The sequence below is a fragment of the Gillisella vitis genome (genome assembly GCF_021559775.1).
GTDB lineage: Bacteria > Pseudomonadota > Alphaproteobacteria > Rhizobiales > Rhizobiaceae > Allorhizobium > Allorhizobium ampelinum.
In genome coordinates this window covers 3,301,219-3,315,511 of sequence record NZ_CP056047.1, presented here as the reverse complement: position 1 = coordinate 3,315,511, position 14,293 = coordinate 3,301,219, and the positions used below count along the sequence as shown (strand labels likewise).

Annotated in this window: 12 protein-coding genes and 2 pseudogenes; 10 read left to right on the top strand and 4 right to left on the bottom strand. The window is 57.2% G+C overall.

Features of this window, described 5'->3' with window-relative positions; all coding sequences use genetic code 11:
- The first annotated feature begins 2 nt into the window (after positions 1–2).
- From AVCG78_RS15380 to AVCG78_RS15340, 10 genes and pseudogenes are all read left to right on the top strand, one after another.
- Positions 3–371 carry a response regulator gene (locus AVCG78_RS15380; protein WP_015917544.1) on the top strand — a complete coding sequence of 123 codons (369 nt, stop codon included), beginning with the start codon at positions 3–5 and terminating at the stop codon, positions 369–371.
- Positions 368–2,425 carry a chemotaxis protein CheA gene (locus AVCG78_RS15375; RefSeq protein WP_071203137.1) on the top strand — a complete coding sequence of 686 codons (2,058 nt, stop codon included), beginning with the start codon at positions 368–370 and terminating at the stop codon, positions 2,423–2,425. The genes AVCG78_RS15380 and AVCG78_RS15375 overlap by 4 nt, the downstream gene beginning before the upstream one ends.
- A complete protein-coding gene (locus tag AVCG78_RS15370) occupies positions 2,422–2,949 on the top strand; it encodes a chemotaxis protein CheW (RefSeq protein ID WP_071205340.1) in 528 nt (175 codons plus the stop codon). Before AVCG78_RS15375 ends, AVCG78_RS15370 begins: the two co-directional genes overlap by 4 nt.
- Before the next feature lie 8 nt (positions 2,950–2,957).
- Positions 2,958–4,652: a methyl-accepting chemotaxis protein gene (locus AVCG78_RS15365; protein ID WP_071205341.1), complete on the top strand. Its 1,695-nt coding sequence runs from the start codon at positions 2,958–2,960 to the stop codon at positions 4,650–4,652.
- Between the two features lie 144 nt (positions 4,653–4,796).
- Positions 4,797–5,288 (top strand): annotated as a pseudogene (locus tag AVCG78_RS27325) (MCP four helix bundle domain-containing protein); the annotation flags it as partial.
- A gap of 90 nt (positions 5,289–5,378) precedes the next feature.
- Positions 5,379–6,734 (top strand): annotated as a pseudogene (locus AVCG78_RS15360) (methyl-accepting chemotaxis protein); the annotation flags it as partial.
- Positions 6,735–6,819: 85 nt separating this feature from the next.
- Positions 6,820–8,631, top strand: a complete 1,812-nt coding sequence (locus tag AVCG78_RS15355) for a methyl-accepting chemotaxis protein (RefSeq protein WP_071203130.1) — start codon at positions 6,820–6,822, stop codon at positions 8,629–8,631.
- A 1-nt stretch (position 8,632) separates the two neighbouring features.
- Positions 8,633–9,127, top strand: a complete 495-nt coding sequence (locus AVCG78_RS15350; RefSeq protein ID WP_015917538.1) for a chemotaxis protein CheW — start codon at positions 8,633–8,635, stop codon at positions 9,125–9,127.
- 26 nt (positions 9,128–9,153) lie between these two features.
- Positions 9,154–10,005 (top strand): CheR family methyltransferase, encoded by an 852-nt coding sequence (locus AVCG78_RS15345; protein ID WP_049777252.1) that lies wholly within the window; start codon positions 9,154–9,156, stop codon positions 10,003–10,005.
- Positions 10,006–10,012: 7 nt separating this feature from the next.
- A complete protein-coding gene (locus tag AVCG78_RS15340; RefSeq protein WP_015917536.1) occupies positions 10,013–11,107 on the top strand; it encodes a protein-glutamate methylesterase/protein-glutamine glutaminase in 1,095 nt (364 codons plus the stop codon).
- A 375-nt stretch (positions 11,108–11,482) separates the two neighbouring features.
- Here the strand turns inward: AVCG78_RS15340 and AVCG78_RS15335 are convergent, their stop codons facing one another.
- From AVCG78_RS15335 to AVCG78_RS15320, 4 genes are all read right to left on the bottom strand, one after another.
- Positions 11,483–11,986 carry a hypothetical protein gene (locus tag AVCG78_RS15335; RefSeq protein ID WP_139191484.1) on the bottom strand — a complete coding sequence of 168 codons (504 nt, stop codon included), beginning with the start codon at positions 11,984–11,986 and terminating at the stop codon, positions 11,483–11,485.
- 456 nt (positions 11,987–12,442) lie between these two features.
- Positions 12,443–13,150 carry a GIN domain-containing protein gene (locus AVCG78_RS15330; RefSeq protein ID WP_071203127.1) on the bottom strand — a complete coding sequence of 236 codons (708 nt, stop codon included), beginning with the start codon at positions 13,148–13,150 and terminating at the stop codon, positions 12,443–12,445.
- A gap of 33 nt (positions 13,151–13,183) precedes the next feature.
- Positions 13,184–13,756: a DUF1700 domain-containing protein gene (locus tag AVCG78_RS15325; RefSeq protein ID WP_071203125.1), complete on the bottom strand. Its 573-nt coding sequence runs from the start codon at positions 13,754–13,756 to the stop codon at positions 13,184–13,186.
- Positions 13,753–14,079: a PadR family transcriptional regulator gene (locus AVCG78_RS15320; RefSeq protein WP_041697252.1), complete on the bottom strand. Its 327-nt coding sequence runs from the start codon at positions 14,077–14,079 to the stop codon at positions 13,753–13,755. The genes AVCG78_RS15325 and AVCG78_RS15320 overlap by 4 nt, the downstream gene beginning before the upstream one ends.
- Between the last annotated feature and the right edge of the window lie 214 nt (positions 14,080–14,293).

Genomic DNA, 14,293 nt, shown 5'->3' with positions numbered 1-14,293 from the left:
CCATGAGTGCCCATATTCTCACCGTTGACGATTCCGCCAGCATCCGCATGACAACGAAGATCGCCTTGACCAATGCCGGCTACAAGGTGACCGAAGCCGTCGATGGATTGGATGGTCTGAACAAGGCCAAGTCATCGCAGTTCGATCTGATCGTTACCGACCTCAACATGCCCAACATGAACGGTTTGGCGATGATCGAGGCTCTGCGCCGGTCTCCGGCCCATACGGGTATTCCGATCATCTTCCTGACAACCGAATCCGACGCCGACATGAAAAACAGGGCCAAGGCCGCTGGTGCGACCGGCTGGATCACCAAGCCGTTCGATGCCGAACAGCTGGTGAAAATTGCTAGAAAGGTTCTCGGCAAATGACCAATCTGGATCCCATTCAGGTTTTCAGGACAGAAGCAGCAGAGCTGTTCGAGCAGATCGAAAATGGCCTGCTCGACCTCTTGCATGACCTGTCCAATCAAGATCAGATCGATTCGGTGTTCCGCGGTCTTCATACCCTGAAGGGATCCGGAGCCATGTTTGGCTTCGAGGCTCTGGCCGCTTTCACCCACCATTGCGAAACCGCTTTCGACCGCGTCCGCAAGGGTGAAGTACCGGCAACCGCCGAGCTTGTTGCAGCCGTTCTCGACGCCCAGGACCATATGAAGGCTTTGGTTGCCACACCCAATGGCGATCATGAAGCCGCTGGAGAGCGGCTGCTGGCCAAGTTGCAGGACGCGGTCGGCGACCATGGTGGCAATGCGCATGCGGTGCCGGCTGCAAAGCCCGGCAATGGCGGAGCCGCCAAGCCGCAGCCGGCAGCCCGGTCGGCAACGACGACATGGCGGATGAAATTCCGCCTGCCAGCCAATTCCATGGTCAATGGCACCAATCCACTCGGCCTTCTGAATGAGCTTCGCGACCTTGGAAAATGCACCGTTAAAGCGGATTTGAGCGCTATCCCGGGTCTTGAAGAGATTTCACCTGCCGATCTTTATATCGGCTGGAGCGTGGAGCTTGTTACCGAAAAGCCGAAGTCGGATATCGAGGATGTCTTCATCTTCGTCATGGATGACATGGATCTCGAACTGACTGAGGATGCGACCGCTGTCTCTTCCGAGACCATTGCCGCCGATGATCCAGTCGAACAGGCCGTTGCCGTGCCGGTGGCATCTGACAACAAGCAGCCGCCAAGCCAGGCTCAGGCCGCTCCACCTGCCGCTGCTCAGACTGGTTCCAATGACGCCAAGCATGGCCGTGCCGCCGAAAATGTCCGCGTTCCGGCTGAGCGGCTTGACGAATTGATGGACAGGGTCGGTGAGCTGGTGATTGCTCAGTCCCGCCTGTCGCAGCTGGCCAATACCAGCGCCGACATCATGCTGCGATCCGTTTCGGAAGACGTTGAGCGGCTCTCCGGGGAGTTGCGCGATACGATGATGGTGCTGCGCATGGTGCCGGTTGGCAGCCTGTTCACCCGCTTCCGTCGCCTTGTCCACGATCTTGCTCGCGAGACCGGCAAGGTCATCGAACTGGAGACGGAAGGCGAAACCACGGAAGTGGACAAGACCGTTATCGAGCGGCTGGCCGATCCACTGGTGCATCTGGTGCGCAATTCCATCGACCACGGGCTCGAGCCGCCGGAAGAACGATTGGCGGCTGGTAAGAACAAGGCGGGCAAGGTGGTGCTGTCGGCCCATCAATCCGGCGGCGAAGTGATCATCACCATCAAGGACGATGGCCGTGGCATCAACCGTGACCGGGTCCGGGCCAAGGCGGAATCCTCGGGGCTGATCCAGCCGGGCCAGCAGCTGATGGACCAGGAATTGTTGCAGCTGATCTTCCAGCCGGGCTTTTCCACCGCCCAGACGATCACCAATCTTTCCGGACGTGGCGTCGGCATGGATGTGGTGAAGAAAACCGTCGAGGCCCTGCGCGGGGTGATCGACATCCGCAGTGAAAACGGCAAGGGCTCGGAAGTCTCCCTGCGCATTCCGCTGACGCTGGCGATCATTGACGGTCTTTTGGTGCGCGTCGGTACCGGGTGCTACGTCATTCCGCTGTCGGCGGTTGAGGAATGCCTGGAACTGTCGATCGAGGACGATCTGCGCTCCAGGGGCCGCAGTTTCATTTCGCTGCGCGACAGTCTGGTTCCTTTCCTACGGCTCAGGGATCTGTTCCGCACGGGAACGCAGCCTGATCCGTTCCAGAAGGTCGTGGTGATTTCGACCGGCGATGAGCGCGTCGGCCTGGTGGTCGACCAGATCATTGGCGATCACCAGACCGTCATCAAATCCATGTCCAAGCTTCACCACGACGTCGTGACTTTCTCGGGTGCGACCATTCTGGGTGACGGCAGTGTCGCGCTGATCCTGGATGTGACGCATCTGGTCAACGCAGGCCAACAGCAGGAGGCGCAATTGCGTGTAGCAGGATGAGCATCGTACCCGGCAAACATGATTTCCAGCATTTCTGGGCGGACCGCGACGAAGTCGCCGTGCTGACGTTCAATCTGAACGGTGAGACGTTTGCGATTGAGGCCATCACCGTGCAGGAGATTATCGATCTCCTGCCGGAAACCAAAGTGCCCGGCGCAAAGCCTTTCGTCTCCAGCGTCATCAACTTCCGCGGCAAGGTCATTCCGCTGGCCGATATCCGGCTGGCCTTCGGCATGGAAGCGACGGAGCCGACCATCGACAGCCGTATCATCGTCATCGAGCTTGATCTCGATGGCGAAACCACCCTGACCGGCATTCGCACGGACCGGGTGTTCGAAGTCACGACATTGGCGCACTCCGCCAGCGAACCGCCCCCCAGCGTCGGCATGCGTTGGCGTCCCGACTTCATTGAATGCCTGGTCAAACGGGATGGAGAGTTCATCATTCTCCCCAATCTCCAGGCAATTTTCTCCAGCACCAGTGACCGGATCGCCGCTTCAGCGACTGGTCTGGCAACAAATTGAGGTCTGTTATGCGGTTTACAATAAAAATGAAGCTGGGGTTGGCTTTCGGCATCGTCGTCACGTTGCTGATTGCCAGTTCGGTTCTCGGAATTCAAAGTCTGGGCTCGATGAACGATGCCATGGGCAATACGCTTGAAGGTCCTGTGGAACGGTTGCGCTTGGCTCAACAGCTCCAGATGGAGCAACTTCAGCAATTGCGTCAGCAAAAGAATGTTCAGCTGGCGCAATCCGAGGACGAAATAAAATCCAGTATCGTCAAGGCCAATGCGTCGCGTGCCGAATTCGACCAGGCTTTTGCAGCCGTCATGGCCAAGGCGACGGAAGAAGGCAAGGTATTCTGGAACAAGCTTGCCGTCGTGGAAGCCGACTTCCGAAAGACCGACGACCAGATCAAGGCTTTGACAATCGCTGGCGATACTGCGGGCGCACTGAAAGTCTCGACGGGTGAAAACCGCAAGGCTGTCAATGAAATCGACGATCTCCTGTCGCAAGTCGTCAGCCTGGAACAGTCCCGCCTGCGCGATGCTGACGCTGCCGGCGATGCCGAATATGCCAGCACCCGGTTGATGCTTTTGTCCCTGTCGATTGCCGCCTCCGTTATTGCCGTTATGGCAGCGGTCTGGATTGTCATCAGCGTCACCGGCGGTATCAATCGTGCGGTTGTGGCTGTGCGCAAGGTTGCCGATGGCGACCTGACGGAGTTTGCCCAAATCCGCTCGCGCGATGAAATCGGTGACATGCTGCAATATGTCAACACGATGATCGAGCGTCTTCGCGGCGTGGTTGGCGATGCGCTGTCAGCATCCGACAATGTGTCTTCGGGTAGCCAGCAGCTATCGTCTGCCTCCGAGCAGGTCAGCCAGGGCGCAACGGAACAGGCGTCATCTGCCGAAGAAGCTTCTGCCTCGATGGAAGAGATGGCGGCCAATATCAAGCAGAATGCTGACAATGCGGCCCAGACTGAAAAGATCGCCCGCCAGTCCTCCAAGGATGCAGAAACCTCTGGCGAAGCGGTCAACCGTGCGGTTGGTGCGATGCGCACGATTGCCGAGAAGATCTCGATCGTCCAGGAAATCGCTCGTCAGACCGATCTTCTGGCCTTGAATGCGGCGGTTGAAGCCGCCCGTGCGGGTGAGCATGGCAAGGGCTTTGCAGTAGTTGCCTCTGAAGTGCGCAAGCTTGCCGAACGCAGCCAGGCAGCAGCGGCTGAAATCAGCACGCTATCGGGCCAGACGGTACAGGTGGCAACGGAAGCCGGTGAAATGCTGACGCGGCTTGTTCCTGACATCAGAAAGACGGCGGAACTGATTTCCGAGATTTCGGCGGCTTGCCGTGAGCAGGATATCGGGGCCAGCCAGATCAACGAAGCGATCCAGCAGCTCGACAAGGTGACGCAGCAGAATGCGGGTGCCTCGGAAGAAATGTCGGCAACCTCTGAAGAACTGGCTGCTCAGGCCGAGGAACTGCAAACCTCCATCGCCTTCTTCAAGGTCGATGGTGCGCATCAGAAGAAGCCTGCACCACAGACCCGGACTGTTGCTGCTCGCGCAGCGCCAGCCCGGACGGCTGCACCGGCAAAACCCCGCACACCGATGTCGTCTCAGACGGTTGCTGCCCAGCAGGCGAGAGCCAAGGGCTTTGCCCTCGATCTCTCCATGGGCGGTCCGGATGAGGAGGATCTGGATTTTCGTCAGTCGGCATGACCTAGGCTCCTATTCGATTTCGCATCGGGCCGATTAGCGGCCCGATGGCACCCGACAGGCATGTATGTGCGCCGAGCCGGACCTTACCCGCTTTGAACGAATGATGTTGTTCGGCCCGGGCTTGCTTCTCAAATTAATTTAGGGATGACGCACATGCGCTTCACAATAAAACTCAAACTTGCGTTGGCTTTCGGGCTTATGATCGCCATGCTGATTGCGGTCGCATTGTATGGCATCTCCAGCATCGGGACGATCAACCAGGCTGCGTCTGATATTATCGCCGGACCGGCTAAACGGCTCGAATACGCATTGTCGGCTTCCAGCAAAATGTCAGAAGCCATTCGCGCCCAGAAAAATGCCCTGCTTTCCAAGGATGATGCGGAAGCCAAGGCATATTATCTGGCATCCGACACCAACATCAAAGATATGATCGGCTTGGGACAGGCAGGTCTTGCGATTGCAAGTCAGCAGGGCAAACCCTACTGGGAGTCCGTGATCAAGAATGCTCTGGATTTCAGAGAATCTGCGGCTCGTCTTCCAGATATCCAGGCGGCCGGCAAAGTGAATGATGCCATAGCGCTTTCGAATGGCGACCTGCGAGCTTTGGCGACCAATATGGCTGAAGCCATTACAAAACTGGTCGAAATTCAGAAGCAGGGCATGGCCAAAGCGGATGAGGATACAGATACTCTCTATGCCGAGACGAGGACCATGGTTCTCGTTGTCGCGGGGATTGCTACGCTTCTCGCAATTGCGGCTGCCTTGTGGATTGCTTTTGGCATCAGCGCCGGGCTTCGCAAGATCGAAACTGTTGCCAATGCCGTTTCCATCGGCGATCTGGACCAGACCGTTGAAGTGAAAACCAATGACGAGATCAAGGATCTTGTCACGACGATTAACGGGATGACGGAAAATCTGCGAGCAACTGCCGCTTTGGCAAACCGCATCTCCGAAGGTGATTTGTCTCAGGATATCACGCCCCTCTCGAGCAAGGATTCATTGGGCATCGCTATGCGATCCATGACCGTCAATCTGCGTGAAACGGCAGCTACTGCCGATAAGATTGCCAATGGTGATTTGACGGTGACGACGACGCCGCGCTCCAATGTCGACACGCTGGGCCTTGCCTTGCAGAGCATGGTGGAGCGTCTTCGGGGTGTTGTTGCCGATGCCTTGTCGGCGTCTGACAACGTCTCTTCCGGCAGCCAGGAACTGTCCTCAAGCTCCGAACAGCTGTCGCAGGGCGCAACGGAACAGGCGTCGTCTGCTGAAGAAGCTTCCGCCTCGATGGAAGAGATGGCGGCCAATATCAAGCAGAATGCTGACAATGCGGCCCAGACTGAAAAGATTGCCCGCCAGTCCTCCAAGGATGCGGAAGCATCCGGCGAAGCTGTGAACCGGGCTGTCGGTGCGATGCGCACGATTGCCGAGAAGATCTCGATCGTCCAGGAAATCGCCCGTCAGACCGATCTTCTGGCCTTGAATGCCGCGGTTGAAGCCGCCCGTGCCGGTGAGCATGGCAAGGGCTTTGCAGTCGTTGCCTCTGAAGTGCGCAAGCTTGCCGAACGCAGCCAGGCAGCAGCAGCTGAAATCAGCACACTGTCGGGCCAGACGGTACAGGTGGCAACGGAAGCCGGTGAAATGCTCGGCCGGTTGGTTCCTGACATCAGAAAGACGGCGGACCTGATTTCCGAGATTTCGGCTGCTTGCCGTGAGCAGGATATCGGCGCCAGCCAGATCAACGAAGCGATCCAGCAGCTCGACAAGGTGACGCAGCAGAATGCGGGGGCTTCGGAAGAAATGTCTGCAACCTCTGAAGAACTGGCCGCCCAGGCCGAGGAGCTCCAGGCTTCCATCGCCTTCTTCAAGGTTGATGGACTGAAGGCGCAGAAGAAGGCGGCCCAAAACTATACGTCGCAGCCTGCAAGACCGGCCAAAATCACGACAGCGGCGGCTGTTGTGCGCAGGCCTTCGGCAGCACAGACCGTTTCCGCTCAGCAGGCGAGAGCCAAGGGTTTTGCCCTCGACCTCTCCATGGGCGGACCGGATGACGAAGATCACGATTTCCGCCAGCACGCGTGAAATCGGCCTACAACAAAGACCGGGACAGGCGAGAAATTGGCTGTCCTACCACGCTTAAATACGCGGAAATATCTGGGGGACTACCATGCGATTCACGATCAAACTGAAACTGGCCGTAACGTTCGGCTTAATGATCATTATGCTAGGAGTGATGGCATTCTATGGCATAACGAGTCTTTCGACAATCAATCAGGCCAGTACGGATATTATCGCGGGTCCGGCCAAGCGCCTAGAATATGCGCTTACCGCTTCAAATGAAATGTCGGAAACAATCCGCGCCCAGAAAAATGCCCTGCTGTCTAAAAGCGTGGATGAGGCGACAAAGTATTATCAGGCGGCAGCGCAAAATATTGAGGATATGCTTCAGCTTGCTGAATCTGGAAAGACTATTGCCAGTGTTGAAGGCAAACCATACTGGGAGGCTTTGATTGCGACCGGCGCTGTTTTCAAGGAAGCTTCGAACCGTCTTCCCTCTGTGCAAGCTGCGGGCGATTTAGATGCTGCGATCGCATTGTCTAACGGATCAATCCGTGAGAGTGCAGCAAAAATGGGAGAAGCTGTCGCAAAGCTTATCGATATCCAGAAAAAGGCCATGGCTAAGGCCGATAGCGACACAGACATTCTTTATGACCAGACGAAGACCTTGATGATATCCATCGCCTCAGTGGCAATGCTTGTGGCGTTTATCGCGGCCATCTGGATCGCCTTGAGCATCAGCTCGGGCCTGAAAAAGATCAAGTCCGTTGCAGATGCCGTTGCCATTGGCGATCTGGATCAGGATATCGACATCAGAACCAATGATGAAATCCGCGATGTCGTTGAAAGCGTCAAGGTGATGACCGGCAATCTCAGGGAAACGGCAGCTATTGCCAATCAGATTGCCGATGGCAATTTGACGGTGGCGCCGAAATCCCTGTCCGACAAGGACACTCTTGGCCAGTCTCTTCAGTTGATGGTTGAGCGCCTTCGCGGCGTGGTCGCTGATGCCTTGTCGGCGTCCGACAATGTGTCTTCGGGTAGCCAGCAGCTATCGTCTGCCTCCGAGCAGGTCAGCCAGGGCGCAACGGAACAGGCGTCATCTGCCGAAGAAGCTTCTGCCTCGATGGAAGAGATGGCGGCCAATATCAAGCAGAATGCTGACAATGCGGCCCAGACTGAAAAGATCGCCCGCCAGTCCTCCAAGGATGCAGAAACCTCTGGCGAAGCGGTCAACCGTGCGGTTGGTGCGATGCGCACGATTGCCGAGAAGATCTCGATCGTCCAGGAAATCGCTCGTCAGACCGATCTTCTGGCCTTGAATGCGGCGGTTGAAGCCGCCCGTGCGGGTGAGCATGGCAAGGGCTTTGCAGTAGTTGCCTCTGAAGTGCGCAAGCTTGCCGAACGCAGCCAGGCAGCAGCGGCTGAAATCAGCACGCTATCGGGCCAGACGGTACAGGTGGCAACGGAAGCCGGTGAAATGCTGACGCGGCTTGTTCCTGACATCAGAAAGACGGCGGAACTGATTTCCGAGATTTCGGCGGCTTGCCGTGAGCAGGATATCGGGGCCAGCCAGATCAACGAAGCGATCCAGCAGCTCGACAAGGTGACGCAGCAGAATGCGGGTGCCTCGGAAGAAATGTCGGCAACCTCTGAAGAACTGGCTGCTCAGGCCGAGGAACTGCAAACCTCCATCGCCTTCTTCAAGGTCGATGGTGCGCATCAGAAGAAGCCTGCACCACAGACCCGGACTGTTGCTGCTCGCGCAGCGCCAGCCCGGACGGCTGCACCGGCAAAACCCCGTACACCGACGTCGTCTCAGACGGTTGCTGCCCAGCAGGCGAGAGCCAAGGGCTTCGCCCTCGATCTCTCCATGGGCGGTCCGGATGAGGAGGATCGCCTCTTTCAGGAAAGCGCGTAACATGAGTGGACAATCGTCAGAATCGCAATTTGTCACCTTCAGCCTTGGTGAAGAAGTGTTTGCCGTGCCCGTTACCGTGGTCCGGGAAATTCTCGATCACGAGGATCCGTTCAAGATCCCGCATGGACCGGATTATCTTCTGGGCCTGCGGGATGTCCGGGGCCAGGGCGTGCCGGTCATCGATCTTCGTCTGCGGCTCGGCATGTCGCGCACGGTGAAGACGCCGCACACCCGGATTCTGGTGATGGATGTGCCACTTTCCGATCGCAGTCTTGCGGTCGGGGTGGTGGCCGACAAGGTCTTCGAGGTCATTCCCTTCCGGCATGCCGACATCGAGCAGGCGCCCGATATCGGCATCCGCTGGCGCTCAGATTATATCCAGGGCGTGGTGCGCCGTGAGGCGGGCTTTGTGGTGATCATTGATCTGGCGCGGTTGTTTTCGGGCGATGAAACTGCCCTTGCCTCTTCTTCTGCACCGGCTTTTGCCGTCGCGTGAAAAACCATTACAGGGAGGCCGCCAGCGTGAATGCATTGGCAGAAGCAGTTGTTGGAGACCACAGAATCAGCCCGAAAAATTTCAGGCGTCTGTCGAACTACATTTTTGAATATAGCGGCATCAAGATGCCGGAAACCAAGACGACGATGCTGGAAGGCCGGTTGCGCAGGCGCTTGCGCGCCACCGGCTTTACGGACTTCGACAGCTATTGCCATTATATCTTCGAAGAGGGCGGCCTTGCGACCGAATCCGTCCATCTGATCGATGCGGTTACCACCAACAAGACGGACTTTTTCCGCGAGCCCAACCATTTCGACTATTTGACGCAAAAGGCCTTGCCGGATCTGGAGGCCAGGGGCGTGCGTCGGGTTCGCATCTGGAGTTCGGCCTGTTCGATCGGTGCGGAGCCCTATACGCTTGCCATGGTGCTGGCGGAATATATGGAACGCCGCAGCGGGATGGACTATCATATTCTGGCAACAGATCTGTCGACCGACGTGCTGCAGAAGGCTCGCCGGGGTGTCTACCCTGCCGAAATGCTGGAGCCGGTGCCGCGCACCATGGCGGCACGATACGTGATGCACGCGCGTGACAAACAGCGGAACGAGGTACGGATCGCGGCGGCACTTCGCACCCATGTCGGTTTCGCCCGGCTCAACCTGATGGACGACAGCTATCAGGTGGGGGAGCCGATGGATATTATATTCTGCCGTAATGTATTGATTTATTTTGATAAAAAGACGCAGTTCAATGTGCTGCGACGCCTATGCGATTGCCTTGGCCAAGGGGGCTATATGTTCATAGGCCATTCCGAATCAATTACTGGGTTGGATCTTCCGCTCAAGCAATTGGCCAATACGGTTTTCAGGAAGGTATGATTGTCAGATGCCGAAGAAAATTCGCGTCCTTATTGTCGATGATTCAGCCAGTGTCCGGCAAATCCTGACAAATGTCCTGCAATCCGATCCGGACATCGAGGTGATCGGAGCGGCTTCCGACCCCTTCGTCGCCGCCCGGCGCATTGCCGAGGAAATTCCGGATGTGATCACGCTGGATGTGGAAATGCCGCGAATGGATGGCATCACCTTCCTGCGCAAGCTGATGTCGCAGCGCCCCATTCCGGTGGTGATGTGCTCCTCCCTGACGGAGGCCGGCAGCGAAACTCTGATGCAGGCCATGGAGGCGGGCGCGGTCGACATCATTCTCAAGCCGAAAATTGCCGCGGCGGATCACTTGGCTGAGCAGGCCGAACGGATTTGCCAGGTGGTGAAAAGTGCGGCCCAGGCGCGGCTCGGGACGCGAAAGTCGATTGTCACGGATCGTGCCTCCGCCAGCGGTGAGCCAGCAAAGAAACTGACTGCGGATGCCATGCTGCCACCACCGTCAGGCCGTGCCATGGCCAAAACCACTGAAATGGTGGTCTGTGTGGGGGCATCGACCGGCGGCACCGAGGCGCTTCGGGAATTCCTGGAAAAAATGCCCGCCAACGCCCCGGGCATCGTCATCGTGCAGCATATGCCGGAAAAATTTACGGCGGCTTTTGCCAAGCGACTAAACGGCCTGTGCGAAATGGAAATCAAGGAAGCCGAAAACGGCGATCCGGTGCTGCGCGGCCATGTGCTGATTGCGCCCGGGGATCGCCATATGATGCTGGAGCGCCAAGGGGCGCGGTATCATGTGTCGGTCAAATCAGGCCCGTTGGTGTCGCGCCATCGTCCGTCGGTGGATGTGCTATTTCGCTCGGCGGCCCGCTCGGCAGGCGCCAATGCCATGGGCGTTATCATGACCGGCATGGGGGATGACGGCGCGCGCGGCATGCTGGAAATGCACCAAGCCGGAGCCTTCACGCTTGCCCAGGATGAGGCAAGCTGCATTGTTTTCGGCATGCCCAAGGAAGCCATCGCCCATGGCGGCGTGGACCGTACCGTGCCGCTGCACCAGATTGCGCCGGAAATTTTGGCGGAGGACCGGAGGCGCTAGAGTTGGTCTTCGGACAATTGGCGACCGGTTTTCCCGATAAGACAAACGAAAACAGAAAGCTATAGCATCGGACTTTTTCAGTTTTCATAGTATACGACGCAACTTGATCAATTGGCTTCGCCCCCCCTCATCCCCCTGCCGGGGACTTCTCCCCGTTGGGGAGAAGAGGTCAACACGACAACACTGAGCCTCATCTTAAGGCTGCGGACAAAGGAGTTTATCGGCCTTTGCTGCGCATAGAAGGCACAAGAGGATGCCGCAGGTTTCTTCTCCCCATCGGGGAGAAGGTGGCGGCAGAGGCAAGAGGGGGCGGCAAAGCCGAGAACCGTTTGTGTCGTGTACTCTAGAGTCCGATTTTCTGCACGATACAATCGCTCACGGTGCCGGGGCGTTCCGCTCGGTATCATGATCCAGGAAGACCTGTCGCGCACTATGCAGCGCTTCTTCCGGGGGGCGGTTGTTGCGGTATTTTTCGACAATGATCTGGTGAATTTGGCTGCGGATCTCTTCATTGTCTCTGGCTGCGGGAGGCAACGAGGGTATGAGAGCGTGTCCGCTTTTCATTGAGCCGCCCAAATTCTCCCTCTCTTTGTTTTCAGGCATTTCCGAACGCAAAATCGCTTCACACTTGTCCTGGAAATGCTTCAGATCCGGGTGCTGGAGTGCTTGCTTTGCCTCCTCCAGCCGGGCTTGCAAATCCATCAGCGAATTCAGCAGGAGCATGTCGACTGTTTCAGCGGCGATGCTGTCTCCAGTCGGCTGCTCCTTCATCCACTGATAATGGCCTGACAAGGGCGGCTCTGTTTGCAACCGCGCCCGGTGGCGCAGCAGCAGCCCCAACACGCCCAATCCGAAAGCAGGCGGGGTGATAATCAGCAAAGCCTTGATCCAATTGGATGAGGATTGCCATGTATCGAAAAGATCAGCCCAGAGATTGTAATCGGTCATTGTCCATCCTCCCGCACCTGGAAACCGATCGACCACCGGAGGCGTGAGCCTCTGGTGGCCGGGGAGCTAGAAAAATCGCGTACAAACGACCGCCCCGACCTTTAAGCCGAAGCTCTGGACATACATCGAGGCCTCCCCGACCATAAAGAATGGTGGGAAGTGGACCTTATAGACACAGGCCCACCGCCTCAGCCACAAACCTATGGCTGAGGGGTGTCATTTAACGGCCGACACCGGCCGTTGCACGAGGAGTTTTCTAGGCTCCGGGATTGGCCCCGTTCCGACCAATCCTGATGCAACCATAGGGTATTGTTGACGGGAGGGGAACAGGGAATTTTGGGGGGCGGACGTAAAACAATGCAGTCGAGTTTGAAGTGCTCGACGAGGTTAAGGAGCCTGCACGATGCGACCGCTGCCGTTGATTTCTGAACGCCGCAATGTCGGGTGACCGGAGAGATCAACATTGCCGCTCCCGGAAATCGACACATCCGCATCTTTCAGCGCGGTCATGTCTGCGTTCCCGCTGCCAAGGATCACGATCCGTGCGGACTGAGCCGTCAGCCTCCTGAGCTGGGCGGTACCCGACCCTGAAATGTCCACATCAACCGTGTCGGCAGCTCCCGTCGCCGAAACGTTGCCGCTCCCTTTGATATCCAGTCGCAATTGAGGCTGGTTGATGTGCGATAGGGATAGGTTGCCGCTTCCAAGCAATTTCCAGTCTGTTATCGCAGGTCCCGACACGCTGATATCGAGTTTTGATTGCGACCAGCCCAGATGGCAATCCAGGCTCAGCCGATGGCCATCCATTCGAACATGCCCAACCAGGGTAGGGTCGCCACTAACGATGACTTCCGCCTTATCACCTGGCTGATAGCGGACCGAAGCCGGCAAATCGATGGTGAGACTGTCGCTGGCGGTAAAGGGCAGCGTGACCTGCTGGCTGGTGGATTGGCCCGATCCGCAGGTGGAGGAGGTTGTTGCCCACAATTGCCGGGCTCCACCCCAATTTTCTCCTGAAATCCCGATACCCAATGTTAGAAAAACCACTGCACCAATCAGTCCCGTCGTTGCAACGAATGCCAATTTTCTCGTCATTGTCCGTTCCTTCAATGAGGTGTCAGGGAAAGTTCAAGCGTGATCCGGGCTTAATTGAGCCAGGCGAAAATGCAGCCGCGCATAGTGGCCGAGTATGCGGATACCGGTGCCTAGCCCCATCAACAACAACGCGCCACCGCCCAGGAACCCGCTGACAAGGCCCGCGCCGATCAGCAGTTGCGACAGTGTTTCTGTTGTTGGTCCATCAAGCTGAAACAGCATCGTGGTAATGATGATCTTCACGCCCGCCGCTCCGATGGCCGTGACCGCAATCCCAAGGCCGAACACGGTAAAGAACGCAGCGGTGAGCAGCGGTAGTAAAAACAGGATATCAACGATGGCGAGCCCCGCCAGCGCCATCATGGCCGCCAGCATGTTCGACAGGCTCCAATGGGATTCGAAACGGCGCAGCCCCATTTCGGCTCTGAGTTCCCTGGCAATTCTGGCCGGATTGCCCAAAGCCACCGCAACCTCCTGTTCACTGCGACCGGAGGCGGCTGATTCGGCAAAATGAGCTTGATAATCGGCGACGATGTCGTCCACTTCTTGAGCAGGCAACCCGGCCAGCCCCAGTCTCAGCATGCGTAAGAAGGCATCCTTGGTCATGGCAAATCCTCAAGAAGTGTATCGACGGCGCTTGCAAAGGAGCGCCAGTCGCGGCGATGAGCTTCGAAAATTGTTCGGCCCTGTTCCGTGAGCCGATAATATTTGCGCGGTGGCCCATTGCTGGACTCAACGATGCGGGTGGCCACCAATCCGTCATTCTGCATTCGACGCATCAGCGGATAGATCGTGCCTTCTCCCATGCCGACGGCGCTGACCAATGTACTGGCGATTTCATAGCCATAGCTTTCGCCGTGAGACAGCACAGCCAGGACGCAGAGGTCGAGGGCACCTTTCCGCAATTGAACCTGGATCGAGTCAGTCATGGGCACCTCAGCTTTGTATTTTGAATATAACAAGCTATCTGCTTATGCAAGGTAGTGGTTTACGTTTTTTGGCGAGGATGCGTGCGTAAAGGATAGGGGCTTATGGCTGGAAACGAACTTGGCGCGCTCCGGTCTGTCGTCGCATTTTGTCTAATAAATAACCTCCGGTTAACCATGTCGCGTCACAATGGATCTGCCCGATGCGAATGGGTTG

Coding starts and splice junctions, on each gene's coding strand:
- AVCG78_RS15370 (WP_071205340.1), top strand. CDS start 2,422: ATGAGCATCGTACCCGGCAAACATGATTTCCAGCATTTCTGGGCGGAC.
- AVCG78_RS15380 (WP_015917544.1), top strand. CDS start 3: ATGAGTGCCCATATTCTCACCGTTGACGATTCCGCCAGCATCCGCATG.
- AVCG78_RS15330 (WP_071203127.1), bottom strand. CDS start 13,150: ATGACGAGAAAATTGGCATTCGTTGCAACGACGGGACTGATTGGTGCA.
- AVCG78_RS15355 (WP_071203130.1), top strand. CDS start 6,820: ATGCGATTCACGATCAAACTGAAACTGGCCGTAACGTTCGGCTTAATG.
- AVCG78_RS15325 (WP_071203125.1), bottom strand. CDS start 13,756: ATGACCAAGGATGCCTTCTTACGCATGCTGAGACTGGGGCTGGCCGGG.
- AVCG78_RS15350 (WP_015917538.1), top strand. CDS start 8,633: ATGAGTGGACAATCGTCAGAATCGCAATTTGTCACCTTCAGCCTTGGT.
- AVCG78_RS15340 (WP_015917536.1), top strand. CDS start 10,013: ATGCCGAAGAAAATTCGCGTCCTTATTGTCGATGATTCAGCCAGTGTC.
- AVCG78_RS15365 (WP_071205341.1), top strand. CDS start 2,958: ATGCGGTTTACAATAAAAATGAAGCTGGGGTTGGCTTTCGGCATCGTC.
- AVCG78_RS15320 (WP_041697252.1), bottom strand. CDS start 14,079: ATGACTGACTCGATCCAGGTTCAATTGCGGAAAGGTGCCCTCGACCTC.
- AVCG78_RS15375 (WP_071203137.1), top strand. CDS start 368: ATGACCAATCTGGATCCCATTCAGGTTTTCAGGACAGAAGCAGCAGAG.